We start from the raw sequence: 25118 nt of genomic DNA, 5'->3' as shown, positions 1-25118 counted from the left end.
GACCAGGCCCAGCCCACGGTGCGGGCGGGGATGTGGATCAGAGATGCCAGGAGACGTCGGATCTCGGCGAGGGTGAGCGGGATGAGCCCGCTGCCAGGTCTTTTGGGGCGATCGCCGCGGTGACCGAGAGGTAGGCGTGGGCGAGCATGGCCAGGGTGATGTGGCGGTACCAGGCGTCGTAACGCCGCACCTGGTACTGGTCGAGCCCGACCTCGTTCTTCGCGGTCTGGAAGCACTCCTCGATCGCCCACCGGGCGCCGGCGACCCGGATGAGGTCGTCGTCACTGGTGCCGGGCGGGCCTGCGCACAGGTAGTAGGCCAACTCCGGCTCGTCACCGGCGGCGATCTGGGTGTCGGTGAGGATTGACGGCGCACCAGCAGCCAGCGCCCCCACCCGGCGGGCGCCTCCGGTGGCGGAGACAGGCTGGCCACGGCCCAGTCGTAGAGCCGCTCACCCTTCGCCCCGTCCCCCGCCGAGCGGCGCTTCCACGCCTGCTCCGGCGCGCGAGCGACCAGGTCGTCGGCGCGTCGTGACCCGGCCAGCCCGGCGATGTCAGCCTCGAGCGAGAGCGGGATCGACTGACTGCGGGGCACGGCGACGACGTAGCCGATCCGGCGCTTCTCGCACCAGGAGCGGAACTTGTAGTCCTGACCGTAGGCCTCGTCCGCAGCCACCCACGACGCCGGGACACCAGCGTCGAGGGCCCGGCCGAGCATCTGCTTGGCCAGCACGGTCTTGGTGGCGAACTCGACCTCGTCGGGCACCGCCGCAGCCCGGCAACGTTCCCGATCACCGGTCCACGACCTGGGCAGGTAAAGCTCACGATCGATCAACGTGCGGCCCCTGCCGCTGGCATAGGCGCAGAACACCCCGAGCTGGCAGTTCTCCACCCGGCCCGCAGTGCCGGAGTACTGGCGCTGCACCCCGGCCGACTTGGCCCCCTTCTTCAGGAACCCGGTCTCGTCGACGATCAGCACCCCGCCGGGCTCGCCGAGGTGTTCTGTGACGTAGTCCCGCAGGTCATCGCGCATCCCGTCGGCGTCCCAAGCCGCCGAGTTGAGCAGCCGCTGCATCCCGTCCGGCGTCGTGTCACCGGCGACCTCGGCCAGCGTCCACCCGTTCTTCCCGGCCAACGGCGCCAACAATCCACGCACATACGCCCGCGCCCGACGCCGCGGCTCCGTCCGGAAGAACCGCCCCGCCACCAGCCCGAACAACCCGTCCAGGCCGCCGGCCCACGCCTCTAGGTCCTCCTCCACCTGCACAAGATCAAAGCCTAGCGCAGACCCACATCACGAAGTGCGGCTGGAGTACTAGGCGGCTCCGCCGCTCGTGAGTGGTCGTGCGGGCCCGGCCCCCCGGAACCGCTCACGAGCGCGACAGCGCCTCGTACCCCGGCTTGATGACGTCCTCGATGAGCGCCAGGCGCTCGTCGAAGCCGATGAAGGCCGACTTCATCGCGTTGACGGTGAACCAGCGCAGGGTGTCCCAGCCGTAGCCGAAGGTCTCGGCCAGGTCGTACATCTCGCTGGTCATCGTGCAGCCCGACATCAGCCGGTTGTCGGTGTTGACCGTGACCCGGAACCGCAGAGCGGTGAGCAGCCCGATCGGGTGCTCGGCCAGCGACGTCGCGGCCCCGGTGTGCACGTTCGACGTCGGGCACATCTCGAGCGGGATGCGGCTGTCCCGGACCCAGGCGGCGAGGCGGCCCAGGCGCGGGCCGCCGTCGGTGACGGTGATGTCGTCGACGATGCGGACACCGTGCCCGAGCCGGTCGGCCCCGCACCACTGCACGGCCTCCCAGATCGACGGCAGCCCGAAAGCCTCGCCGGCGTGGATGGTGACGTGCGCGTTCTGCTGGCGGACGTACTCGAAGGCGTCGAGGTGGCGGGTGGGAGGGAACCCCTTCTCCGCACCGGCGATGTCGAACCCGACCACCCCGGCGTCGCGATGGCGCACCGCCAGCTCGGCGATCTCCCGGGACCGCGCGGCGTGCCGCATCGCGGTGAGCAGGGTGCCGATCCGGATCGTGCTGCCGGCCGCGGCCGCGCGGGCGGTGCCGATCCGGAACCCGTCGAGGACGGCGGCGATGACGGCGTCGAGGTCGAGCCCGCCCTCGACGTGCAGCTCGGGGGCGAAGCGGACCTCGGCGTAGACGACGCCGTCGGCGGCCAGGTCCTCGGCGGCCTCGGCGGCGACCCGGGTCAGCGCCTCGCGGGTCTGCAGCACGGCGACGGTGTGGCCGAAGGTCTCGAGGTAGCGGACCAGCGAGCCGGAGTGCGCCGCACCGAGGAACCAGGCGGCGAGCTCGCCGGGGTCGGTGGTGGGGAGCCTGTCGTAGCCGTGCTCGCGGGCCAGCTCGACGACGGTCCCGACGCGTAGGCCGCCGTCGAGGTGGTCGTGCAGCAGCACCTTGGGTGCGCGGCGGACGGTGTCGGGGGTGACCGGGACGGGAGCGGTGGGATCTGCCACGCGGGCACGGTACCGAGCGGCGTGGCGCGCGACTCCCGGCGCCCCGACCTGCCATGATCGACCCGATCCGGGTGCGGAGACATGCCCCGGACGGCTCAACACAACACCGTCCGTCGACCCTCGTCCGGCGGTCGCTACCCTCTGGGCACTCCCCACTTGGCTCAGAGGAAGCGCAGCAGGTGCCATGAGCGACACTTCGAACCTCTCGTTCGACCGGATGCGCGGCATGCTCATGCGGGCGGCCGAGATCCGTGACAGCGAACAGCAGCAGATCTTCGACTCCCTCGACGAGATCCACGCCCGGCTGGCGGCCCTGGACGCCATCGGCACCGTGCGCAAGAAGCTCACCGAACTCCCCGACCGGACCGAGCTGAACGTCCTCGCCGAGCGCCTCGACGAGACCGTGTCCAAGCTGGACAACACCGAGATCGTGCTCGGCGCGATCACCCGGGCCATCGAGTCCCTGCCGGACAAGCTGGCCAAGCCGATCGCCCAGCTCGACGGCCGCCTCGACGGCATGGGTGGACGCCTGGAGGGTGTCTCGGGCCGGATGGACGGCCTCGACGACCGCCTGGGCGGCCTGCACAAGCGCCTCGACGACCTCGACAACCGGCTCGACCGGCACGAGATGCGGCTCGACGCGATGCCCAACGCCGTCGCCTCTCCGATCAAGGAGCGTGTCGACGGCGTCGAGCGTCAGGTGCGCGAGCAGCTCGACGCGGCCGTGCACTCCTTCGAGGAGACCGGGGAGGGCCTGCGCAACCTGCTGGGCGACACCTCGGTGGGGCTGCACCGCCGCCTGGAGGACCTGGCCCAGCGCCCGGCCGTCGACCCGACCCCGGCCTTCGACGCCCTCGCCGAGCGGCTGGAGGCGCTCTCTGCCCGTCTGGAGGAGGTCGGCACGCGGCTCGACTCGGTCGAGTCCGGGCTGGACGGCAAGCTGACCGACCTGGACGGGTCGGTCAAGGAGCGGGTCGGCAAGCTCGGCGGGTCCCTGAAGGACCGCCTGGGTGAGCTCGACGGCTCGGTCGCCGAGCGACTGTCGGCGCTGTCGGAGACCGTGGACGGCCGGTTCGACGCGCTGGGCCGCAACGTCGACGGCAAGCTCGACAAGCTCACCGGCGACGTCGACACCCGCCTCGACAAGCTGACCGGGGAGGTCGACACCCGCCTGGAGAAGCTGACGGGCGACGTCTCCACGCTCTCCGCCGGCGTCGACGACCGGCTGGCCGGCATCGACACGGTGCTGCACGACCGGCCGGACACCGGCGCGGTCACCGACCTGGTCACCAAGGCCAACGCCGAGTCCGAGCGCCGCAACGCCAGCCAGCTCGACGAGGCCATGGCGACCTTCGCCGAGCTGATCATGGGCCGGGGTGGGCAGTACGCCCAGCAGGCCCCGCCGCCCCCGCCCCGCCCGGCCCAGCGCCGTGGGCGGGCGAAGGTCGCGGTGAAGAGCCAGAACGGTGCCTCCGCCGCCGACCTGGTCGGCGACGACCCGGACGACTGAGCCCGCGCGCCGTCCGCGCGCACGACGACCACGGCGACGCCGCGTCCCGCTCCGGGGCGCGGCGTCGCTGCGTCCGGCCCCGGCATCCCGGCCGGCCGCCCGTCCCGCATCCCGCCGGGCTATCGATCCCCCGGCCCCGATCTCGGCCCCGCCCGGCACCCGGCCCCGCGCCACGGCCGTAGGCGCACCGGAGGGACGCGGCGGGGGACGTACTGGAGAGAACGCGCCGGGGACATGCCCGGTAGACGCGCGCCGGGGACGACGGCGCGCCGGGGAAGGGGGTACCGCCCCCGGGTCAGCGGCGGGCGAAGCGCCGGAAGACCGCGTCGAGCTCCCGGACCCTCAGCACCCGCATCGCGACCACGGCCAGCGGCAGGGCGATCAGCGTGCCCCCGAGCAGCAGCGTCCAGGCCCGGGCGACGTCCGGCCAGTCCGCGAGCGCCGGTTCCACGAGCCGGGTGATCCCCCAGGCGACGACGGCAGCGGCGGCCGAGGCGAGGGCCACCCTCGCCAGGCAGGCCAGCACCTCGCCGGAGCGGGCCCGGCCGAGGCGACGACGCAGCAGCCACTGCCCGAGCACGGCGCCGCCGACGAACGAGAGCCCGTTCGCCGCGGCGAGGCCGAGCACGACCTGCTCCGGCGGGAGCAGTAGCGGGCACGCCAGCAGCAGCGGGATCTTGACCCCGACCATGCCGACCTGGATCAGGGTCGGGGTGCGGGAGTCGGTCATCGCGTAGAACACGCGCATCTGCAGCATGGTGACCGCGTAGGGCAGGAGCCCGAACGCCGACCATGCGACGGCCTGGCCGAGGCGCTCGGCCCCGGCCCCGCTGCCCGCACCGACGGAGAACAGCGCGGTGCCCAGGGCCGGGCCGAACGCCGTCATGACGGCCGCGATCGGCACGAGCCCGACGGTGGACAGGCGGGCGCCGAGCGAGAGATCGGTGACGACCTGGTCGACGTCGCCCTTCGCCGCGGCCCGGCTCATCCGCGGCATGAGCGCAGTCAGCAGCGACACACCGAGCACGCCGTAGGGGACCTGGAGCAGCAGCCACGCGTTCATGTAGGTCGCGACCGACCCCTCGGACGCCGAGGCGGCGACCCGGGTGGTCACGATGTAGCCGGCCTGCCCGACCAGCACGTAGGCGACGATCCACAGGGCCATCCCGCCGGCCAGCGACAACCGTGGGTCCCATCCCCACACCGGGCGATAGCGGAACCCGATGCTGCGCATGAAGGGGATCAGCACCAGCGCCTGCACGACGATGCCGAGCGTCGTCCCGATGCCCAGCACCAGCAGCTTCGGGTCGCCCATCCGGACCGGGTCGACCGAGATCTCCCCCGGCACGAGGACGTAGACCACGAGCACGCCCAGCATGACGACGTTGTTGAGCACCGGCGCCCAGGCGAACGGCCCGAACACCTGTTTCGAGTTGAGGACCGCGCCGAGCAACGCACCGATGCCGTAGAAGAAGATCTGCGGCAGCAGCAACCAGGCGAACGCCGTGGCCAGCGCCGGGTTGGCCTGCCCGTTGTCCCCCGAACCGAGGTAGAGCCTGGTCAGCAGCGGGGCGGCGGCCATCGCGATCAGGGTCGCGACCAGCAACGCGGCCCCGACGACGGTCAGCAGCCGTCGGGTGAACCGTTCGCCGCCGTCGGCGTCCTCGGACTGGGCGCGGACCAGCACCGGGATCATCACGCTGGTCAGGACCCCGCCGAGCAGCAGCTCGTAGACGATGTTCGGCAGCGTGTTCGAGATCGTGTAGGAGTCGTTGACGATCGCGAAGCCCAGCACCGCGACCAGCGCGAGGTTGCGGACGAAGCCGGTGATCCTGCTGACCAGGCTCGCGATCGCGATCATGCCGGAGGAGCGGACGAGCGACCCGGTGCTCTCCGTGCCGCCGGACGGCGTCGAGGCGGCGGAGCCGTTCGCGGGTGTCGACGGGACCGGTGCCCCGTCCCCGGGAGTGTCCCTGGCCGACGCGGTGCCGTTCGACGGCGTTCCCGGGCCCACGGCGGCGCCGTTCGGGGGCGCCTGGGGCCGGCCACCCGTCGGTCCGGCAGGAGAGCTCGGGTCGGCGACCGGTCCCAGTGGGGTCGTCGGCTCCCCCGGGTCGGGGACCCGGCCGGATCCGAGCGGACGGGTCACCTCGGCGGCGCCCTCGGGAGGCGTCCGCGGGGTCCGTCGGGGGTCCGCGCCCATCACCGGTCGGGGCAGCGGCTCGTGCCGTACCACCGCGGGGTGGGGCGCCCGCTCCGCCGCTCGTCGGTCCTCACGCATCGTGGTCCATCGTGCCGGATCGGAATCGTCGTGCCGACGCCCGCCCGGTCCCGTGCCGTCCTGCGCCGTCCTGTGCCGTCCTGTCCTGCGCCGTCACCCACCGGTGGGCGCACCCGCCCGGCGGCACGGCGCAGCCGCGGGCGTGTCGCGGCCCACGCGAGGCGGGCCGGGGCCGCACCGTGCGTCGCCGCGACGCAGGATGGCCCGGTGACCACTCCCGCACCCGCCGCCCCCGTCCGTGTCGAGCGCGACGGCGACGTCGCCGTCGTCGTCCTCGACCGTCCGCCGCTCAACCTGTTCGACGAGTCCGTCTTCGCCCGGTTCGAGCGGGCCGTGGCCGAGCTGGTCGCGCTGACCGCGGCCGGCCGCCCCGACCGCGCCCGCGCCGTGCTCCTGGAGGCCCGCGGCCGCGTGGTGTCGGCCGGGGTGCAGGTGGAGGCGTTCCGCGACATCGCCGAGGGTCCCGACCCGGTCGGGGAGGGCACCGCGCTGTGGGCCCGGCTGATCCGGCTCGCCCAGACCCTGGAGGACCTGCCCGTACCGACGGTGTTCGCCGCGCACGGCCTGACCCTGACCGCCGCCTTCGAGCTGGCCCTGGCCTGCGACCTGATCGTCGCCGCCGAGCAGGCGTCGTTCGGGCTGGTCGAGATCGTCGTCGGGCTCACGCCCTCGATGGGCGGCCCGCAGCGGCTCGCCGAGCGCGCCGGCCCCACCCGGGCCAAGGAGCTGGTGTTCGGCGGTGAGCGGTATCCGGCCGCCCGGCTGGAGCAGTGGGGCGTGGTCAACAGGGTACTGCCCGACGAGGGGTTCGCCGAGGCCGCCCGGGAGTACGCGCGTCGTCTCGCCGCGGGCCCGACGGTCGCGCACGCCGCCACCAAGCAGCTCGTGTCGACCGCGGTGCGCGACGGCGTCCGCGCCGCCGACGCGGTGCTGCCCCAGGTCTCCGGGCCGCTGTTCGCGAGCGAGGACCTGCGCGGTGCGGTGGCCTCCTTCCTCGCCGACGGGCCCGGACGGGCGACCCACCGGGGCCGGTGACGACCGCGCGGGACCCGGCGCGACCTCGGCCCGCCGGACCAGCCCGGTGCCGCCGTGCCGGACGGGGACGGGCCGGGTCAGCCGCCCCGGCGGACGTCCAGCACCAGGTCCCGCTCCGGCGGCGGGTCGGCGGTGATCAGCAGCGCGGCCCCGGCGAGCAGCCCGCGGGCGGCGGGCAGCCGGTCGGCGTCGTCGGTGTGCAGCTCGGCCAGCGGCGTCCCGGCGCGGACCTCGTCACCCGGGCCGACCAGCAGCCGTACCCCGGCCCCCGCCTGCACCGGGTCCTCCTTGCGGGCGCGACCGGCGCCGAGCTTCCAGGCAGCGGTGCCGACGGCGAGGGCGTCGGCCTCCGCGAACACCCCGGACCGCTCGGCGAGAACGGTCTCGACGTGCGCGGCGACCGGCAACGGCGCGGACGGGTCACCGCCCTGCGCGGCGATCATCCGCTCCCACACCGGGTACGCGGCGCCGGAGGCCAGCACCGCTGCCGGGTCGGCGTCGGGCAGGCCGGCCAGCGAGAGCATCTCGGTCGCGAGCGCCACGGTGAGCGCCACGACGTCGGCCGGTCCCCCGCCGCGCAGCACCTCGACCGACTCGGCGACCTCCAGGGCGTTGCCGACGCAGCGGCCCAGCGGACGGGACATGTCGGTGAGCAGCGCGGTGGTCGGCAGACCGTGGGCGGCGCCGATCGCGGTCATCGCGTCGGCGAGCTCCCCGGCGCGCGGCCGGGTCTTCATGAACGCCCCGGACCCGACCTTCACGTCCAGCACCAGGCCGCCGGTGCCCTCGGCGAGCTTCTTGCTCATGATCGAGCTGGCGATCAGCGGGATGGACTCGACGGTGCCGGTCACGTCGCGCAGCGCGTAGAGCCGCCGGTCGGCGGGGGCGAGCGTCGGCGTCGTCGCGCAGACGACCGCGCCGACCTCGCGGAGCTGCTCGGTGATCTCCTCGGTGGTCAGCGACGCGCGCCAGCTGGGGATGGCCTCCAGCTTGTCCAGGGTGCCGCCGGTGTGGCCGAGCCCGCGCCCGGACAGCTGCGGCACCGCGGCACCGCAGGCCGCGACGAGCGGCGCCAGCGGCAGCGTGATCTTGTCGCCGACGCCACCGGTGGAGTGCTTGTCGACCAGCGGGCGTCCGACGTCGCCGAAGTCGAGGACCTCACCGGAGTCGATCATCGCCTGGGTCCAGTGCGCGATCTCGCCGGGCTCCATGCCGTTGAGCAGGATCGCCATGGCCAGCGCCGCCATCTGCTCGTCGGCGACCTCGCCACGGGTGTAGGCGTCGACCACCCAGTCGATCTGGGACTTCGACAGCGTGCGGCAGTCGCGCTTGGCGGCGATGACCTCGACCGCGGAGAAGCTCATGGCAGGTCCTCCGGGCCGAACGCGTCGGGCAGCACCTCGGTGAACGGCAGCACGCCGCGCGGGGTGTCGCAGAGCAGGGTGGCGCCGCCGAACTCGTGGAGCACCTGGCGGCAGCGGCCGCACGGCATGAGCAGATCGCCGTCGCCGGAGCGGCAGGCGACCGCGAGCAGCCGCCCGCCGCCGGACAGGCGCAGCTGCCCGGCGAGGGTCACCTCGGCGCAGACGCCGAGGCCGTAGGAGGCGTTCTCGACGTTGCAGCCGGTGACGACCCGCCCGTCGTCGACGAGCGCGGCCGCGCCGACGTGCAGCCGCGAGTAGGGCGCGTAGGCCCAGGCCGCGGCCTGCACCGCGGCGGCCCGCAGGGCGTCCCAGTCCGGGACGGGCGCGTCGGGCCGCATCATGTCCGCGCCCGCTCCGGACGGTCCCCCACCTGCCATCTAGCGTCCTTCCCCGCGCCGGTACGGCTCGCCGAGCCGGGCCGGTGGCCGTAGTCGTTGCGAGGCCGCCGCGAGCACGATCAGCGTCACCAGCTGCGGGGCGTAGGAGGCGAACTCGCTCGGCACGGTGTCGACCGACCAGTAGATCGCGTACACCAGCAGCCCCGCGACGAGCGCGACGGCGGCGGCGGTCCACATCCGGCGGATCGCCCACAGCACCGCGACGACGACCGCGACCAGCGTCGCGCCGTAGAGCAGCGCGTGCACCGCCTCGCCCCCGGCACGCAGCTGCAGGCCGTCGACGTAGCCGAACAGCGCCGAGCCGACGAGCAGCCCGGCCGGCCGCCAGTTGCCGAAGATCATTGCGGCGAGACCGATGTACCCGCGGCCGCCGACCTGGTTCTCCAGGTAGCCGAGCTGGCCGGGGTTGAGCACCAGCGCCGCGCCACCGAGCCCGGCGAGCGCGCCGGAGATCGTGACGGCGATGTACTTGTGCAGCACGACGTTCACCCCGAGCGACTCCGCGGCCACCGGCGACTCGCCCGCACTGCGCAGCCGCAGCCCGAACGCCGTCCGCCACAGCACGAGGTAGCTCACCGGGACCAGCGCGACCCCGATGATCAGGATCGGCGTCAGGCCGGTGACCAGCCCGGACAGCAGCCCGGCGAGGTCGGAGACGAACACCCGTTGCTGGGCCTGCAGCGCCGCGAGGCCGTCGGAGACCCCGGGGATCGAGAACTCGGTGAACCCCTGCAGCCGCGGGGACTGGCGCGGGTTCTGCGAGACCGGCGTGAACACCAGCGTGGCCAGGTACTTCGTCAGGCCCGTCCCGAGCAGGGTGATCGCGACGCCGGAGACGATGTGGTTGACGTTGAACGTCACCGTCGCGACGGCGTGCAGCAGCCCGCCGAGCGCGCCGAACACCAGCCCGCCGAGCATCGCCGCCCACGGGCCCCACTGGTAGCCGGCCCAGGCCGCGCCCCAGGTGCCGAGCACCATCATGCCCTCGAGGCCGATGTTGATGATCCCGGCGCGTTCGGCCCAGAGGCCGCCCAGGCCGGCGAGCAGGATCGGCAGCCCGAGCCGGACCGCGGCGGACGCGGTGCCGCCGGAGGTCAACTGGGTCTGGCCGGTCAGCGTCACCGTGATCGCCAGGACCGCGACGAGCGCCGCCGCGATCAGCGCCGACCGGGCCCAGCCGGGCAGGGTCCGCGCACGTTCCAGGACCGCGGTCACGACGACACCTCCGCGGGTTGCGGTGCGGGAGCCGCGGCGGCGACCCGCCGTTGCTCGGCCCGCCGCTCGACCCGGCGGACGATCTCGTAGGCGACGACCACCGACAGCACGATCAGGCCCTGCATGATCAGCACGATCTCCCGCGGGATGCCGACGACGTCGAGCGCCACCGCGGACTTGTCCAGGAACGCCCACAGCAGCGCGCCCAGCGCGATGCCGACGGGGTGGTTGCGTCCCAGCAGCGCGATCGCAATGCCGGTGAAGCCGTAGCCCTGCGGCGAGGACAGCGTGTAGGCGTGGTCGCGCCCGAGCAGCTCGGGCAGCCCGACCAGCCCGGCGACGGCGCCGGAGAGCAGCAGCGCGACGACGATCGTGCGGCGCGCGTTCACCCCGCCGGTCGCGGCGGCCGTCGCCGACTCGCCCGAGGCGCGCAGCTCGAAGCCGAACCGGGTGCGCCCGAGCAGGAACCAGTAGCCCACGCCCAGCGCGGCGGCGACGAACACCATCCCGAAGATCTCGCCGTTGCCGACCCCGATGCCGGGGAACCAGCCCGACTCCGGGATCGGCGGGGTGGTGATGTTGTTGCCCCGCAGCTCGCCGAAGGTCTCGGCGCGGATCAGGTAGGCGATCAGCCCGGTGGCGATCGCGTTCAGCATGATCGTCGAGATGACCTCGGAGACCCCGCGGTAGGCCTTGAGCAGCGCCGGGATCGCGACCCAGGCCGCACCGGTCAGCAGCGCCACCACCATGATCAGCACGGTGTGCAGGACCGGCGGGAGCGCCACCGTCCCGCCGACGATCGCGGCGACGCAGGCGGCGACCCGGAACTGGCCCTCCACACCGATGTTGAACAGCCGCATCTGGAAGCCGATCGCGACGGCCAGCGCGGCGAGGTAGTAGACGGCGGCGGAGTTCACGGTGTCCACGACGACCGTGCCCGACCCGACCTGCCCGAGGATGGTCGTGACCGCCGTCCACGGCGACGCCCCGCTGATCACCAACGCGACCCCGCACAGCAGGGCGGCGACCGCGATCGCCAGTACGGGCGCGACGACGGCGCCCCGCAGCCGGCTCACGTGGCTGCTCCGGTCATCTTGGTACCCAGCTCCTCGGGGGTCACGGTCGCGGGATCGGCGGTGCCGACCAGCCGCCCGCCGGAGATGACGGCGAGGGTGTCGGACAGGCCGATCAGCTCGTCCAGGTCGGCCGACACCAGCAGCACCGCGAGCCCGGCGGCTCTGGCCCGACGCAGCTCGGCCCAGATCCCGGCCTGCGCACCCACGTCGACGCCACGGGTCGGGTGGGCCGCGATGAGCAGCACCGGGTCGCCGGACAGCTCCCGTCCGACGACGAGCTTCTGCTGGTTGCCGCCGGACAGCGCGGCGGCCATGACGTCGATGCCGGGGGTGCGGACGTCGAAGTCGCGCACGATCCGCTCGGTGTCGGTGCGCGCGGCGGCGGTGTCCAGCAGCCCGCGCCGGGCGATCGGCGGCCGGGACTGGAACCCGAGGATCCGGTTCGCCCACAGCGGCTGCTCGCCGAGCAGGGCGTGGCGCGACCGGTCCTCGGGGACGTAGCCGATGCCGGCCTCGCGGCGGGACATCGTCGACGCCGCCGAGATGTCGGTGCCGTTGAGCAGCACCCGGCCACGGGCGTGCCTGCGCATGCCCATGACCGTCTCGACGAGCTCGGTCTGGCCGTTGCCCTCGACGCCGGCGATGCCCAGCACCTCACCGGCGTGCACGACGAGGTCGACGCCGTCGAGCAGGTCGCGGCCGCCGTCCGTGCTCGGCAGTCCCAGCCCCTCGACGCGCAGCACCTCTCGATCGGTCACGGTCGAGTCGCGGGTCTCCGGCGAGGGCAGCTCCGAGCCGACCATCATCTCCGCCAGCTCGCGGTTGGTGACGGTCCGCGGGTCCGCGGTCCCCACCGTGCGGCCGCGCCGGATCACGGTGATCCGGTCGGCGACCGCGCGGACCTCGTCGAGCTTGTGCGAGATGAACAGGAACGTGTAGCCGTCGCCCTGCATCGCGCGCACGGTCGCGAACAGCTCGTCGACCTCCTGCGGGACCAGCACCGCGGTCGGCTCGTCGAGGATCACCGTGCGGGCACCGCGGTAGAGCACCTTGAGGATCTCGATGCGCTGCCGGTCGGCGACGCCGAGGTGCTCGACGAGCGCGTCCTGCCGGGCGGCGAGCCCGACCGTCGCGGACAGCTCGGCGATCCGCGCGCGGGCCGCCTTCCCGATGCCGTGCAGGCGCTCGGCACCGAGCAGCACGTTCTCGGCGACCGTCAGGTTGTCGGCCAGCATGAAGTGCTGGTGGACCATCCCGATCCCCGCGGCGATGGCGTCGGCGGGGCTGCGGAAGTGCGTGTCCGTCCCGTCGACGACGATCGTGCCATCGTCGGGCGTCTGCATCCCGTAGACGATCTTCATCAGGGTCGACTTGCCGGCCCCGTTCTCGCCGCAGAGGGCGTGGACCTCACCGTGGGCGACGGTGAGGTCCACGCCGTCGTTCGCGACGACGCCGGGGAACCGCTTGGTGATCCCGCGCAGTTCGACCGCGTGGCGCTCGTCGGTCACTTCGTGGACTTGACGTCGATCTGTCCGGCGATGATCGCGGCCTTGTACGCCTCGAGCTGCGGGACGATGTCGTCGACCTGGCCTCCGGAGGTGGAGTAGCCGACACCGTTGTTGGCGAGGTCGAACCGCGCCGGGAGCTGGGCGACGGTGTTGCCCGCGACCGCGTTGACGTAGCCGTAGACCGCCACGTCGACCCGCTTGATCATCGACGTCATGATCGTGTCGCGGACCTGGGTCAGCTGCGGGGAGTTGTACTGGTCGGAGTCGACGCCGATCGCCTTGCGCTGCGCGGTCTGCGCGGCGGCGAAGACACCCTGGTTCGACTGGCCCGCCGCGGCGAAGGAGATGTCGGCACCGCCGTCGTACTGGCCGGAGGCGATCTCGGTGGCGCGGGTGGCGTCGTTGAAGCCGGTGAAGTCACCCGCCGGGGAGATGTAGGCCGACTCGACGTCGATGCTCGGCGCGACGGCCTCGGCGCCCTGCGCGTAGCCCACGTCGAACTTCTGGATCAGCGGGTTGTCGACGCCGCCGATGAACCCGACCTTGCAGGTCGAGGTCTTCAGCGCCGCCGCGGCACCGACCAGGAACGAGCCCTGCTCCTCGGCGAAGACCAGCGGCTTGACGTTCGGCAGCTCCACCGTGTCGTCGTCGACGATGGCGAACTGGACGTTCGGGAACTCGGTCGCGACGGTCTTCACGCCGGTGGCGTAGTTGAAACCGACCGCGATGATCGGGTTGAACCCGCTCTGGGCGAGCTGGCGCAGGCGGTTGGTGCCGGCGTCCTCGCTCTCGCCCGCCTGGGCGGTCGCCTCGCGCGTGTTGGCCTTCTGCAGCCCCAGCTCGGCGACGGCGCGGTCGAGCCCGGCGGCAGCAGCGTCGTTGAACGAGGCGTCGCCGCGGCCGCCGATGTCGTAGGCGAGTCCGACCTTCAGCCGGCTCGCGTCCGCCTTCGGGGCCTCCGGCGCCGGCTGGGCCGACGCGGCCGGGACCGACGGCGGCGCGACGCGCTCGCACTCCCCGGCCTGGGCCCCGCCGCCCCCGCCGGTGTCGCGCGCGCAGCCCGCGAGCGTGAGTGCCGCCGCGGCCACGAGCGCGATCGCGGTCGCGTACCGGCCCCTGCCTCCGATGCGCTGGTTGATCCGCACGAGGTGTCCTCCCCCTCCGGCGCCACCGGTCGGCGGCGCGTGTCCGGACGGGACCGTAACTGCTGGACAACGGTTTCGGCAGAACTCGAAACACGGCCGTGACGCGGAATCGTCGAGCGGTTGACGGACGGTACCGTCCGCGCACCCGGACGATCTTGTACCGGGAGGTGACCGCTGTCGTCGAGGAGGATCGATGGATCGCGCGGAACGTACGGTGCAGGCGCCACCGGAGCGGGTGTGGGAGCTGGTCTCCGACATCACCCGAGCAGGTGAGTGGAGCCCGGAGGCCACCGGGGGGGCGGTGGCGGGGCGACGCGACCGGGCCCGCGGTGGGCGCGCGGTTCACCGGCGGCAACCGGCACGGCCGGATCCGCTGGTCGACGCACTGCCGGGTCACCGAGTGCGAGCCGCCGCACCGGTTCACCTTCGTCGTGACCGAGTCGCGGACGGCCTGGGGCTGGATCCTGGAGCCTGCGGGCGACGGGGCGACGACCGTCGTCGCCTGGCGGGAGAAGGTCGGGGAGGCGACGCTGCCGGTACGGCTGCTGCAGCGCAGCGGGATCCTGGGCCGCGACCGCGAGACCCTGATGCGCGACGGGCTGGAGCGCAGCCTGGACCGGGTCAAGGAGATCGTCGAGCAGTGACCCTGGCCACTGGGCACAGGGCTGGGCACTGGCCACGACCGGCGGCCGGGCATGATCGCCAGGAATGGAGCGCGGGACGCAGTGCACTCGCCAGGGCGCTCGACTCCTGGCGATCATGGTCCGAGGCCGCGGCGCGGGGTGCCGGTCCCCGGCGGCCCGGTGCGACGACGTGCGGCGGTGGGCCATGCTGCACCGGTGACCGCCTCCCCAGGACGTGCATGTCGTGCCGCGCCGCTCGCGCTCCTCGTGGTGGTGCCGCTGCTCGTGGTGCTGACGCTGCTCGGACACCCCGGGACCGCGGCCGCCGGCGTCCCCGGCGCCGCGCCGGTCGCCGCGCCGGCGGGATGTCCGGGCCAGGACGCCCCGCCCGGCCCGCCCGCACGGGAGGAGGCGGTGCCGGTCGCCCCGCTGCCCGTGCCGTCGCCGGCGGTCGGCGGGCTCGACGGCTGCGGTGACGCCCACGCCGGGCCGGTGCCGCCCCCGCCCGTGGGGGTGGCGTCCTACGTGGTCGCCGATCTCGACTCCGGTGCTGTGCTCGCCGCCCGCGCCCCGCACACGCGGGAACATCCGGCGTCGACGATCAAGCTGCTGCTCGCGTTGGTCGTCGACGAGCGGCTGCCGATGGACCGGGTGGTCGTGGGCACCACCGAGGATGCGAACGTCGACGGCAGCCGGGCCGGGATCGGCCCCGGCGGGCGCTACACCGTCGACCAGCTGCTGCACGGGCTGCTGCTGTCCTCGGGCAACGACGCCGCGAACGCCCTGGCCCGCGAGCTGGGCGGCGTCCCGGCGACGCTGGCCGCGATGCGCGAGGAGGCCGCCGACCTGGGTGCACTCGACACCCGCCCCGCGACGCCGGCCGGTCTCGACGGCCCGGGGATGTCCTCCTCGGCCTACGACCTGAACCTGCTGCTGCGCGCCGCGTTGGAACGGCCGCGGATCGCGGCCGCGCTGACCACCCGGAACATCCCCTTCCCCGGGTTCGCCGACAAGCCCGGCTTCCTGCTCGGCAACGACGACCGGTTGCTCGGCACCCCCGGCTTCCTCGGCGGGAAGAACGGCTTCACCGACGCCGCCCGGCACACCTTCGTCGGCGCGATGGAGCGCGACGGGCGACGCCTGGTCGTCGCCGTGGTGCGCGGCGAGCAACGGCCGGTGCGGATGGTCGACCAGGCCCGGGCCCTGCTGGACTGGGGCTTCGGCGCCCCGGCCACCGGGATCGGGACGCTGGTCGAGCCCGGCACCACCGGTTCCGCCGACGGCTCGGGAACGCCCCCGGCGCCGCGGCCCCCGCAGGCGCCGCCGACGGCACGACATCGGCGTCCGGAGGCGCGGACGGGGCGACGGGGCGCACCGACGAGGCGACGACGACCGACGCCCCGGATCCCGCGGGCGCCCCGCCGGTTCCGGCCGCGGTGCTGGTCGGCGGGGTCGCCGCGCTCGCCGGCGTCGGGGCACTGGCGGCCGCGCGGCTGCGCCGGCGTCGTTGACCCGGGCGCGGACGCCGATCGTGCGGACGCACGGACCACACCGGCGACCTGGGGACTCTCCTCCACGCACCGTTCACCGGGTGGACGTTCGTCGGGACCCGCCCAGAATCCACTCTGGCCGGCCTCGCCCCCCCCCAGGGCCGGGCGTGGGACGCGGGGGCGCCTGATGCGTACTCGCTTACCAGGTAAGCGAGTACGCCGGGCCCCGTCCCCACAAGCCCCGCGGACGGCCGCTCCCCGAACGACGGCCACCGTGCCGCAGGCGGCGCCGTGCCCGGGCCAGGGCCGCACCCGCTGAGCGCAGCAACCGGGCAGCGCCCTACCCGGTCAGCGCCATGCCCGGTCAGCGCCGTCGGCGCCCCAGGGCCCGCAGGCCGAGCGCCCCACCGATCAGGCCCGCGGTCAGCAGGCCCGCCGAGGCCAGCGCGCCCGGGCCGTCGCGGACGACGTACTGCGGCCGGATGATCGCCGGGGCGGGCAAGTCGCGGGGACCCTGGTCGTTCTCCTCGGCGCTGGCGGCCCAGGCGGTCACGAACAGCAGGAACCGCGAGGTGAAGAAGATGAAGATGAGCAGACCGAGGATCGACCCGAACGCGGCCCCGGCCGGTGAGGCGCCGATGGTCGCGAGGTAGACGACCATGACGCGCTGCAGGATGGCGAACCCGATCGCGCCGAGCAGCGCCGCCTTCACCGCGCTGCGCAGGGTGACGGGCTCGCGCGGGAGCCGCGCGATCACCCACAGGAAGACCAGCCAGTTCCCGCCGATGCCGACCAGGAACGACAGGACGCTGAGCAGGAACCGGGCCCAGCCCACGTCACCGAGCCCGACCAGGCCGAGCAGCGACGAGCCGAGTGCCCCGGTCACCGAGGCGATCGCGAAGGACGCCACCAGGGCGAGCCCCAGACCGACCAGCGCGAGCAGGTCGAACGCGAGCCGCTTGATCATCGGTGGAGCTTCGTCGCGCTGACCCCACTGCTCGGTCAGCGCCTCGCGCAGGTTGCTCATCCAGCCGATGCCGGAGTACAGCGCACCGATCAGCCCGACCGCACCGATCGCGCCAGCGCGGTTGATCGCGGTGTCGACGACCTGCCCGAGCGTCTGGCCGAGGTCGCCGGGAGCGGCGCTGGTGATGCCGTCCCGCAGCTGCGCCACCAGATCCGGGTTCCCCCGCAGCACGAAACCGGCGATCGCGAAGCCCACCATCAGCAGCGGCACCAGCGCCAGGATCGAGAAGTAGGTGATCGCCGCGGCGTAGTGGTCGCCGTGGTTCTCGGTGTAGCGCTCCCCCGCCCGCACCAGGTGGTCCAGCCACGGATGCTTCTCCCGCTGACGGTCGAGGAAGGTGTCGGTCTCCTCCTCGTCGGTCTCCAGCCGGTGCGCGATCGTGGCGGCGCGGTTCTCGGCCATCATTCCCCCGGTTCGGTGGTACTCCCCGCCCCGGGCGCGCGGCTCAGACGGGCGGGAGGAACCCGATCCTCTCGTGAACCGCGGCCAGTGTCGCGCCGGACACCTCACGCGCACGGGTGGCACCGCGGGCGAGCACCCGGTCGAGTTCGGCCGGGTCGGCCAGGTAGCCGTTCACCTTCTCCGCGAACGGCTCCGCGAACGCGGCGACGATCTCGCCCAGGTCCTTCTTCAGGTCGCCGTAGCCGCGGCCGACGTACTCGGCCTCGACCTCGACGACCTTCCGGTCGGTCATCGCCGCGTTGATGGTGAGCAGGTTCGCGATGCCGGGCTTGTTCTCCGGGTCGAAGCGGATCTCGCGCTCGTTGTCGGTGACCGCGGAGCGGATCTTCTTCGCCGAGGTACGCGGCGGGTCGAGGAGCTCGACGATCCCGCTGGGCGACGACGCCGACTTGCTCATCTTCGCCGTCGGGTCCTGAAGGTCGTAGATCTTCGCCGTGGCCTGCGGGATGTGGGGCTCGGGGACCCGGAACGTCTCGCCGAACCGGTGGTTGAACCGCTGCGCGAGGTTGCGGGTCAGCTCCAGGTGCTGGCGCTGGTCCTCGCCGACCGGGACGCGGTCGGCCTGGTAGAGCAGGATGTCCGCGGCCTGCAGGATCGGGTAGGTGAACAGCCCGACCGTCGCCCGGTCGGTGCCCTGCTTGGCGGACTTGTCCTTGAACTGGGTCATCCGGCCGGCCTCGCCGAAGCCGGTGATGCACTCCAGGATCCAGGACAGCCGCGTGTGCTCCGGGACGTGCGACTGCACGAACAGCGTGCAGCGGTCCGGGTCGAGCCCCAGCCCGAGGAGCTGCGCGGCCGCGACCCGGGTCCGCCGGGCCAGCTCGGCCGGGTCGTGCTCCACCGTGATCGCGTGCAGGTCCACGACGCAGTAGAACGCCTCGTCGTCGTCCTGCAGGGCCATCCACTGCCGCAGCGCACCCAGGTAGTTGCCGAGGTGGAACGAGTCGGCCGTGGGCTGGATCCCGGACAGCACCCGGGGGCGGTGGGCGTCGTTCATGCCCGCCATCGTTCCCTACCGTCGGTCATCTCGGGCGCACCGGGGACACCGAGTCCCTGGCGAACGCCCGCCCGCACTGCCCGCAGTCCAGCCGCACACGGAGCGGCTGCCCGCAGGCCCGGTGGCGGATCGTGAAGTCGATCGGGGCGCCGTCCGCGCCGCACCAGCGGTGCGACCACTCGACCAGGCAGGCGTGGATCGGGAAGCAGGCGCGTCCCTTGTCGGTGAGGCGGTACTCGCCGTCGCCGCTGCGGCTGAGTACCCCGAGCCCGACGAAGCGGCGCAACCGGTCCGACAGCACCTCCGGGGAGATCGCCAGCTCGTGGGCGAAGCAGCTGAACGCCCGGACGCCGGTGAGTGCGGCGCCGATGACCGCGGCGCCCCACCGGTCGCCGATGATCTCCATGGCGCCGGGGAGGAACGAGAGCGGGTCGGCGGGCAGCGTGCCGCGGGTGCGCCGCGGGTGCCGGCGGGCCAGCACCTCCAGCCCCGGCGCCCACGGCTCGCGCTCGACCTCGGTGTCCCGCGGGCCGACCTCGCCGCCGCAGGTCGCGCAGCACACCCGCACGCGGGTGGGGCGCCCGCAGTCGCGGTGCACGATCTCGGGCAGCGGGACCTCGCGCGGGACCCAGGTCTTCTCCCAGTCCCAGGTGCAGATCAGCAGCTTCCAGATGTCCCCGCCGCGCTCGGTGAGGACGTAGCCGCGGCGCCCACGGCCGCCGTCGGCGTAGCTGCAGGTCTCGAGCAGGCCCGCCTCGACGAGCCCGCGCAGCCGCGCCGACAACGTCGCGTCGGAGATGTTGAGGGTCTCCCGCCACCCCGCGTACCGGCTGACCCCGAGGAACGCACGCTGGAGGATCAGCAGCGTCCAGGTGTCGGCTAGCAGGCCGAGACCGCGCCCGACGGCGCCCAGCTGCTGCGGCCGCACCCGCTCGCCTCCCTTGACCCGGACTGCGCAAGATCGTACCGTTGTCTCACTCTGCCGATCGAAGTCGCACCCGGGTGTGTGACCGTCGGCGGGGTGGGCCGGATCCGGGGGGGCGGCCCACCGGCCGGGGCGGACGTCCTGCGGCAGCGCGGTGATGGGGCTGCGGCAGCTGCGGGGCGTCGTCCCGGTCAGCACGTCACCCGTTCTGCCGGCTCTCCCGGCCGTTCTCCCGCTCCGGCTCCTCGTGCTGCGGGGCGGCCTCGTCCCTCACCGCCTCGACCGTCACCTCCTCGACCGTCACGACGCCCTTGTCGAGGTCGATCGGGCCCAGCCGCCACTGCTGCCCGCCCTGCGCGGCGTCCGAGTCCTCGTGCATCCGCTTCCGCGGGAACATCTCTCCGAGCACACCCATACCGCCACCGTACGGCGATCGGCGGCGGGGCCGGTCCCGCGCGACCGAGGGCGGCGCGGGACCGGCCGGGCTCGAACCAGGCCCGGGCCGGAGTCAGGCCGGGCTCACACCAGGCCCAGGCCGGGGTCAGGCCGGGGTCAGCGGCAGCATCCGCGGCCCGGCGCCCGACGCCGGGGTGAGCACGCGGGGCTCGCCGCGGTAGGTCGTCGTCCGCTGCCGGACCGGGCGACCGGCCGCCGCGGCGATCGCGGTGAGCTCGGCGACCGAGCGCTCGGAGCCGTTCTCCGAGCCGGCCATCCGGGAGATCGTCTCCTCCATCAGCGTGCCGCCCATGTCGTCGGCGCCCCCGGCCAGGATGTCCGCGGCGAGGTCGTCGCCGAGCTTCACCCAGGAGCACTGGACGTGGTCGATCCGTCCGTGCAGCGCGAGCCGGGCGAACGCGTGCACCGCCCGGTTGTCGCGCTCCGTCGGACCCGGTCGGGCGATCCCGGCCAGGTAGATCGGGGCGTTGTGGTGCACGAACGGCAGCGGCACGAACTCCGTGAACCCTCCGGTGCGGTCCTGGATCGACGCAAGGGTGCGCAGGTGCCCGAGCCAGTGCCGGGGCTCGTCGACGTGGCCGTACATCATCGTCGAGCTGCTCGGGATCCCCAGCTCGTGTGCGGTCGAGACGACCTCGATCCACTGCGACGCCGGCAGCTTGCCCTTGGTCAGGACCCAGCGGACCTCGTCGTCGAGGATCTCGGCGGCGGTGCCCGGGATCGAGCCGAGCCCGGCGGCCTTCAGCTCGGTCAGCCACTCCCGGATCGACACGCCGGCCTTCGCGGCGGCGGAGACGATCTCCATCGGGGAGAACGCGTGCACGTGCATCCCGGGCACGGCCGCGGTGACCGCGCGGACCAGATCGGCGTAGAACGACACCGGCAGCTGCGGGTCGATGCCGCCCTGCACACAGACCTCGGTGGCGCCGTCGCGGGCGGCCTCGGCAGCGCGCTGGGCGACCTCGTCGAGCGAGAGCCGGAAGGCGTCGGCGTCGCGCTCGCGCTGGGCGAAGGCGCAGAACCGGCAGCCGACGTAGCAGACGTTCGAGAAGTTGATGTTCCGGTTGACCACGTAGGTGACGTCGTCCCCGTTGACCTGCCGGCGCACGTCATCGGCGAGGTCGAGCAGGGTGCGTAACGCGGGCCCGTCGGCGGTCAGCACGGCCATCGCCGCGTCGGCGTGCGCCGGGTCGAGCAGCGCAGCCGGGTCGGACGCGGCCAGGTCCAGCCCGGCCCGGACGTCGGAGTCGAGCCGCTCCGGCGCCGCCCCGTGCCCGGCGCGCTGGTGCTCCAGCTCGGCGGCCACCTCGTTCCAGTCGCCGTAGACGTCACCGAAGTCGCTGCGTCGGTCCTCGGTGCGCCCGGTGGTGTCGATCGTGGAGTTCAGGTCGGTGCGCCCGGTCGAGGCGAACCCGCCGTCGGGCTCCTGCCACGCCCGCCCCTCCACGACGGCGTCGGGCCGGGCGAGCCCGTCCGGTCCGGACAGCGCAGCGACGTGGCCGTGCAGCCGCGCGTCGATCCACGGCGACCCGGCCCGCACGTACTTCGGGTAGGCGGTGAGCCGCTCCCGCAGCGTGAAGCCCTCGGCCGCGGTGATCGCGGCCAGCTCGTCGACGGCCGGCCACGGCATCTCCGGGGACACGTGGTCCACCGTCACCGGGGAGACACCGCCCCAGTCGTCGATCCCGGCGCGCAGCATCAGCGCCTGCTCGTCGCCGACGAGGTTCGGCGGGGCCTGCAGCCGCACCTTCGGGCCGAGCACCAGCCGGGCGACGGCGATCGTCGCGGCGAGATCGTGCAGGTCGGCGTCGGGGTCGTTCGCCATCGCGGTGTCCGGCTTCGCCCGGAAGTTCTGGACGATCACCTCCTGCACGTGCCCGTGCGCGCGGGCCGCCGAGCGGATCGCGAACAGCGACTCGGCCCGCTCGGTGCGGTTCTCCCCGATGCCGATCAGGATGCCGGTGGTGAACGGGACGCCGACGCGGCCGGCGTCGGTGAGGGCGCGCAGCCGGACCGCGGGCTCCTTGTCTGGGCTGCCGAAGTGCGGGCCGCCCTTCTCGAACAGCCGCTGCGAGGTCGTCTCCAGCATCATCCCCATGCTGGCCGCGACCGGCTTGAGCCGGGTCAGCTCCTCCCAGCTTATGACGCCCGGGTTGAGGTGCGGCAGCAGCCCGGTCTCCTCCAGGACGGCGATCGCACACGCCCGGACGTAGTCCAGTGTCGAGTCGTAGCCCCGCGCCTCGAGCCACTCACGAGCCTGCGGCCAGCGGTCCTCGGGGCGGTCGCCGAGGGTGAACAGGGCCTCCTTGCAGCCCTGCGCGGCGCCCTGACGGGCGATCTCGACGACCTCGTCGCGCTCCAGGTACATGTCCTCGAGCTTGTGCGGGACGGTCGCGAACGTGCAGTAGTGGCAGCGGTCGCGACAGAGCCGGGTCAGCGGGATGAAGACGTTGCGGGAGTAGGTGACGACGCCGGGGCGGCCCTCCTCGACGAGTCCGGCGTCGCGGACCCGGCCGGCGTGGCCGAGCAGCTCCTCCAGGTGCTCACCGCGGGCGGCGAGCAGCACCGCGGCCTCGGTGACGTCGAGGGTCGACCCGTCGCGGACCCGGCGCAGGGCCCGGCGGAACGCGGAGTCCGAGGGGACGGGCTCGGCGGGCGCGGGGGTCGGGAGGGGTACCGGCGGGACGGCCTCGGCCGGGACAGGGGCGGCAGGAGTATCGGCCATGCCACCCACACTAGGTTTCACGGAACACCGCAGCGACCGTCCGTTTCCCGGCGATGGATCACGCCCGGTACGGGAATACGGCTCAGGCGACCTCGGCGGGCGTGCCGCCGGTTACGGCGACGAGCTCGTCGAACGTCGTCGGGAACACCGAGCGGGCCACCCCGCCCGCCGCCCAGACCCGGTCGAACTCGCCCAGCGCGACGTCGACCAGGGTGCGAACCGGCGCCGGGTGCCCGACGGGGGCGACCCCGCCGATGACCTGCCCGGTGGCCTCACGCACGAACTCCTTCGACGCCCGTCCGACCCGCTGCGCGCCGACCAGGGCCGCGACCCGGTCGGTGTCCACCCGGTGCGCGCCGGAGGTGAGGACGAGCAGCGGGGCGCCGTCGGCGTCGAAGACCAGCGAGTTCGCGATCTGGCCGACCTCGACCTCCAGTGCGGCGGCCGCCGCGGCGGCGGTGGTCACCGCGTCGGGCAGCAGCACCAGGCCCGCGATCGACGCGGGACAGGCACCGGCCCGGCGCAGCGCCTCCTTCACGGCGGCGACGCGGGGGTGGTCGGCGGGGTGTTCGACGCTCGGGCTCACCCGGGACATCCTGCCCGCACCGCGCCGCGGCCGCTGCCGGGTTCCCCGGAGGTTCCTCGTCAGCGGTTCCTCAGAGGACGGCGAGGACCAGCAACACGACGACGACCACGGCCAGCACCCCGGCCACGCCCAGCAGGATCCAGCGGTTGCGTCCGAGGTCCCCGCCCTGGGACCGGGGCCGGGCACCGCGTTCGAACAGCTCGGCGGCCCGGTCGTGGGTCGGGCGGTCGGCCGGGTCGTCGGCGGTGAGGCCGTCCAGGACCGTCGCGAGCGCGCTGCCCGCCGGCGGGCGCGGGCCCACCGCCTCGCGCAGGACGACGCCGAGACACCACAGGTCCGCGGCCGGGGTGTCGGTGCCCTCGGGAGCGGCGGGCGCACCGGTCCCGCCGGGGCGCGGACCGACCGCGCGGGCGAGACCGACGTCGGTGAGCAGGGCGCGGCCCTCCGCGGTGATCAGCACCGCGTCGGCGTCGAGCCCGCCGTGGGTGCCGCCGTCGGCGTGCACCGCCCGCAGCGCGGCCAGCACGTCCCGTCCGACCAGCGCGACCTGCCGGGGCGACGGCGGCTCCGCCTCGACGACCGCGCCCAGCGGCCGTGCGTCCGGGTGCTCGGTGACCAGGTACTCGCGCATGTCCCCGGCCGAGGACCGGTCGGTGACCAGGTCCAGCACCCCGACGACCGACGGGTGCCGCAGCCGTCCGGCCGCCCGGACCTCGGTCAGCAGCCGCTCCCGGACCCCCGCGACCGGGGGCAGCGCGATCTCGGTGACGGCGACGGTGCGGCCGGTGATGCGGTCCTCGGCGCGGTGGGTCGGCCCGAAGCCGCGGCGGCCCAGCTCGTCGAGCAGCAGGTAGCGGCCGCCGACCATCCGTCCGGCGATCACACGGCCCCCAGCCGGACGACGACCGGGGCGTGGTCGGAGAAGCGCCGGTCGTGCGCGGGTGCCCGGTCCACGACGGCCTCGTACGCCGCGTCGGCGAGCCCGGGCGTGGTGAGCAGGTGGTCGATCCGCCACCCGGTGTCGTTGTCGAAGGCCCGCCCGCGGTAGCTCCACCACGAGTACGGCCCGTCGACGCCCGGGTGCCGTTCACGCACCACGTCGCGCCAGCCGTGTTCGAGCAGCTTCGCGAACCACTCCCGCTCGTGCGGCAGGAAACCGGAGTTGCGCCGGTTCCCGCGCCAGTTGCGCAGGTCCAGCTCGGTGGGCGCGATGTTCCAGTCCCCGCCGACGACCATCTCCCGGCCGGTCGCGACGCACCGGTCGAACGCGGTGCGCAGGTGGTCGCCGAACGCGGCACAGAACGCGTCCTTGGCGTCCTGCTTCGGCGTGCCCGACTCACCCTTGGGCAGGTACAGAGAGGCCACGGTGAGCCCGCCCGGCAGGTCCACCTCGAGATAGCGGCCGTCGAGGTCGGTGGTGGGAGCGGTGCTGTTGCTCGCTCCGCGGGCTCCGCTCGGGAAGCCGATCCGTACGGCCTCCGGCTCCTCGCGACTCAGCACGGCGACGCCGTTGCGCCCCTTCGCCGTCAGCGACGGCGCCAGCCGCAGGTGCCAGCCACCCGCGTCGAGCGCGACCAGGAAGGCGGCCGGCAGCTCGTCGGGCAGGGCCCGGACCTCCTGCAGGCAGACCGCCCGCGCGTCGGTCGCGGCCAGCCACTCCAGCAGCCCCTTGATGGTGGCGGCACGGACCCCGTTGACGTTGACCGTGGCGAGGGCGTTCACGCCGTCTACTGTGCCGCACCCATGATCACGCTGCGCGACG

General features: G+C 73.9%; 20 protein-coding genes and 2 pseudogenes. 5 read left to right on the top strand and 17 right to left on the bottom strand.

Annotation, left to right across the window (positions count from 1 at the left end):
* Positions 1 to 37: 37 nt before the first annotated feature.
* Positions 38 to 1260, bottom strand: a pseudogene (locus XF36_RS01780) (IS701 family transposase).
* Between the two features lie 109 nt (positions 1261 to 1369).
* Positions 1370 to 2473: an adenosine deaminase gene (locus tag XF36_RS01775; RefSeq protein WP_060710619.1), complete on the bottom strand. Its 1104-nt coding sequence runs from the start codon at positions 2471 to 2473 to the stop codon at positions 1370 to 1372.
* 184 nt (positions 2474 to 2657) lie between these two features.
* Between XF36_RS01775 and XF36_RS01770 the strand changes: the two genes are divergently transcribed.
* A complete protein-coding gene (locus tag XF36_RS01770; RefSeq protein WP_060710618.1) occupies positions 2658 to 3983 on the top strand; it encodes a hypothetical protein in 1326 nt (441 codons plus the stop codon).
* A gap of 295 nt (positions 3984 to 4278) precedes the next feature.
* Here the strand turns inward: XF36_RS01770 and murJ are convergent, their stop codons facing one another.
* Positions 4279 to 5844 (bottom strand): murein biosynthesis integral membrane protein MurJ, encoded by a 1566-nt coding sequence (gene murJ, locus XF36_RS01765; RefSeq protein ID WP_238589067.1) that lies wholly within the window; start codon positions 5842 to 5844, stop codon positions 4279 to 4281.
* Positions 5845 to 6471: 627 nt separating this feature from the next.
* Between murJ and XF36_RS01760 the strand changes: the two genes are divergently transcribed.
* Complete coding sequence (locus XF36_RS01760) at positions 6472 to 7299, top strand: enoyl-CoA hydratase/isomerase family protein (RefSeq protein ID WP_060710616.1); 828 nt, start codon at positions 6472 to 6474, stop codon at positions 7297 to 7299.
* A 77-nt stretch (positions 7300 to 7376) separates the two neighbouring features.
* Here the strand turns inward: XF36_RS01760 and XF36_RS01755 are convergent, their stop codons facing one another.
* Genes XF36_RS01755 through XF36_RS01730 form a run of 6 tightly spaced genes read right to left on the bottom strand, consistent with a single transcriptional unit; the run spans position 7377 to position 14065 of the window.
* Entirely contained in the window at positions 7377 to 8663 is a 1287-nt protein-coding gene (locus tag XF36_RS01755) for a thymidine phosphorylase (protein WP_060710615.1), read from the bottom strand.
* The gene (locus XF36_RS01750) at positions 8660 to 9061 is read right to left on the bottom strand and encodes a cytidine deaminase (protein ID WP_060714343.1); all 402 of its coding nucleotides are present in this window, start codon (positions 9059 to 9061) and stop codon (positions 8660 to 8662) included. Before XF36_RS01750 ends, XF36_RS01755 begins: the two co-directional genes overlap by 4 nt.
* 39 nt (positions 9062 to 9100) lie before the next feature.
* On the bottom strand, positions 9101 to 10336 hold the full coding sequence (locus XF36_RS01745) for an ABC transporter permease (RefSeq protein WP_060710614.1): 1236 nt from the start codon (positions 10334 to 10336) through the stop codon (positions 9101 to 9103).
* Positions 10333 to 11412 carry an ABC transporter permease gene (locus XF36_RS01740; RefSeq protein WP_020627201.1) on the bottom strand — a complete coding sequence of 360 codons (1080 nt, stop codon included), beginning with the start codon at positions 11410 to 11412 and terminating at the stop codon, positions 10333 to 10335. The genes XF36_RS01745 and XF36_RS01740 overlap by 4 nt, the downstream gene beginning before the upstream one ends.
* Positions 11409 to 12920, bottom strand: coding sequence for an ABC transporter ATP-binding protein (locus tag XF36_RS01735; protein WP_060710613.1), 1512 nt, complete (start codon positions 12918 to 12920; stop codon positions 11409 to 11411). Before XF36_RS01735 ends, XF36_RS01740 begins: the two co-directional genes overlap by 4 nt.
* Entirely contained in the window at positions 12917 to 14065 is a 1149-nt protein-coding gene (locus tag XF36_RS01730) for a BMP family lipoprotein (protein WP_082375101.1), read from the bottom strand. Before XF36_RS01730 ends, XF36_RS01735 begins: the two co-directional genes overlap by 4 nt.
* A 193-nt stretch (positions 14066 to 14258) precedes the next feature.
* On the opposite strand from XF36_RS01730, the pseudogene XF36_RS35400 reads away from it, so the two are divergent.
* The 3 genes and pseudogenes from XF36_RS35400 to XF36_RS01720 all read left to right on the top strand — a co-directional run.
* A pseudogene (locus XF36_RS35400) lies at positions 14259 to 14363 on the top strand (SRPBCC family protein); the annotation flags it as partial.
* A 31-nt stretch (positions 14364 to 14394) separates the two neighbouring features.
* Positions 14395 to 14709: an SRPBCC family protein gene (locus XF36_RS01725; protein WP_238589066.1), complete on the top strand. Its 315-nt coding sequence runs from the start codon at positions 14395 to 14397 to the stop codon at positions 14707 to 14709.
* Positions 14710 to 14961: 252 nt separating this feature from the next.
* Positions 14962 to 16497, top strand: coding sequence for a D-alanyl-D-alanine carboxypeptidase family protein (locus XF36_RS01720; RefSeq protein ID WP_238589065.1), 1536 nt, complete (start codon positions 14962 to 14964; stop codon positions 16495 to 16497).
* Between the two features lie 45 nt (positions 16498 to 16542).
* Here the strand turns inward: XF36_RS01720 and yhjD are convergent, their stop codons facing one another.
* From yhjD to XF36_RS01680, 8 genes are all read right to left on the bottom strand, one after another.
* Positions 16543 to 17607, bottom strand: coding sequence for an inner membrane protein YhjD (yhjD, locus tag XF36_RS01715; protein WP_082375722.1), 1065 nt, complete (start codon positions 17605 to 17607; stop codon positions 16543 to 16545).
* Between the two features lie 43 nt (positions 17608 to 17650).
* Entirely contained in the window at positions 17651 to 18664 is a 1014-nt protein-coding gene (gene trpS, locus XF36_RS01710) for a tryptophan--tRNA ligase (protein ID WP_060710611.1), read from the bottom strand.
* 25 nt (positions 18665 to 18689) lie between these two features.
* Complete coding sequence (locus XF36_RS01705; RefSeq protein WP_060710610.1) at positions 18690 to 19592, bottom strand: winged helix-turn-helix transcriptional regulator; 903 nt, start codon at positions 19590 to 19592, stop codon at positions 18690 to 18692.
* 196 nt (positions 19593 to 19788) lie between these two features.
* Entirely contained in the window at positions 19789 to 20004 is a 216-nt protein-coding gene (locus tag XF36_RS01700) for a hypothetical protein (protein ID WP_060710609.1), read from the bottom strand.
* Positions 20005 to 20130: 126 nt separating this feature from the next.
* Positions 20131 to 22770: a bifunctional FO biosynthesis protein CofGH gene (locus tag XF36_RS01695; protein ID WP_060710608.1), complete on the bottom strand. Its 2640-nt coding sequence runs from the start codon at positions 22768 to 22770 to the stop codon at positions 20131 to 20133.
* Positions 22771 to 22852: 82 nt separating this feature from the next.
* Entirely contained in the window at positions 22853 to 23365 is a 513-nt protein-coding gene (locus tag XF36_RS01690) for a YbaK/EbsC family protein (protein WP_060710607.1), read from the bottom strand.
* Between the two features lie 61 nt (positions 23366 to 23426).
* Positions 23427 to 24239: a protein kinase domain-containing protein gene (locus XF36_RS01685; RefSeq protein WP_020622531.1), complete on the bottom strand. Its 813-nt coding sequence runs from the start codon at positions 24237 to 24239 to the stop codon at positions 23427 to 23429.
* Complete coding sequence (locus XF36_RS01680) at positions 24236 to 25078, bottom strand: exodeoxyribonuclease III (protein ID WP_060710606.1); 843 nt, start codon at positions 25076 to 25078, stop codon at positions 24236 to 24238. The genes XF36_RS01685 and XF36_RS01680 overlap by 4 nt, the downstream gene beginning before the upstream one ends.
* Positions 25079 to 25118 lie beyond the last annotated feature (40 nt).

The organism is Pseudonocardia sp. HH130629-09, from assembly GCF_001294645.1.
In the GTDB taxonomy this organism is placed as follows: domain Bacteria; phylum Actinomycetota; class Actinomycetes; order Mycobacteriales; family Pseudonocardiaceae; genus Pseudonocardia.
Note: the sequence above shows the minus strand (reverse complement) of the source record. Positions and strands in the feature narration are given on the sequence as shown.

Coding starts and splice junctions, on each gene's coding strand:
- XF36_RS01770 (WP_060710618.1), top strand. CDS start 2,658: ATGAGCGACACTTCGAACCTCTCGTTCGACCGGATGCGCGGCATGCTC.
- murJ (WP_238589067.1), bottom strand. CDS start 5,844: ATGATCGCGATCGCGAGCCTGGTCAGCAGGATCACCGGCTTCGTCCGC.
- XF36_RS01755 (WP_060710615.1), bottom strand. CDS start 8,663: ATGAGCTTCTCCGCGGTCGAGGTCATCGCCGCCAAGCGCGACTGCCGC.
- XF36_RS01750 (WP_060714343.1), bottom strand. CDS start 9,061: ATGCGGCCCGACGCGCCCGTCCCGGACTGGGACGCCCTGCGGGCCGCC.
- yhjD (WP_082375722.1), bottom strand. CDS start 17,607: ATGGCCGAGAACCGCGCCGCCACGATCGCGCACCGGCTGGAGACCGAC.
- trpS (WP_060710611.1), bottom strand. CDS start 18,664: ATGAACGACGCCCACCGCCCCCGGGTGCTGTCCGGGATCCAGCCCACG.
- XF36_RS01700 (WP_060710609.1), bottom strand. CDS start 20,004: ATGGGTGTGCTCGGAGAGATGTTCCCGCGGAAGCGGATGCACGAGGAC.
- XF36_RS01695 (WP_060710608.1), bottom strand. CDS start 22,770: ATGGCCGATACTCCTGCCGCCCCTGTCCCGGCCGAGGCCGTCCCGCCG.
- XF36_RS01690 (WP_060710607.1), bottom strand. CDS start 23,365: ATGTCCCGGGTGAGCCCGAGCGTCGAACACCCCGCCGACCACCCCCGC.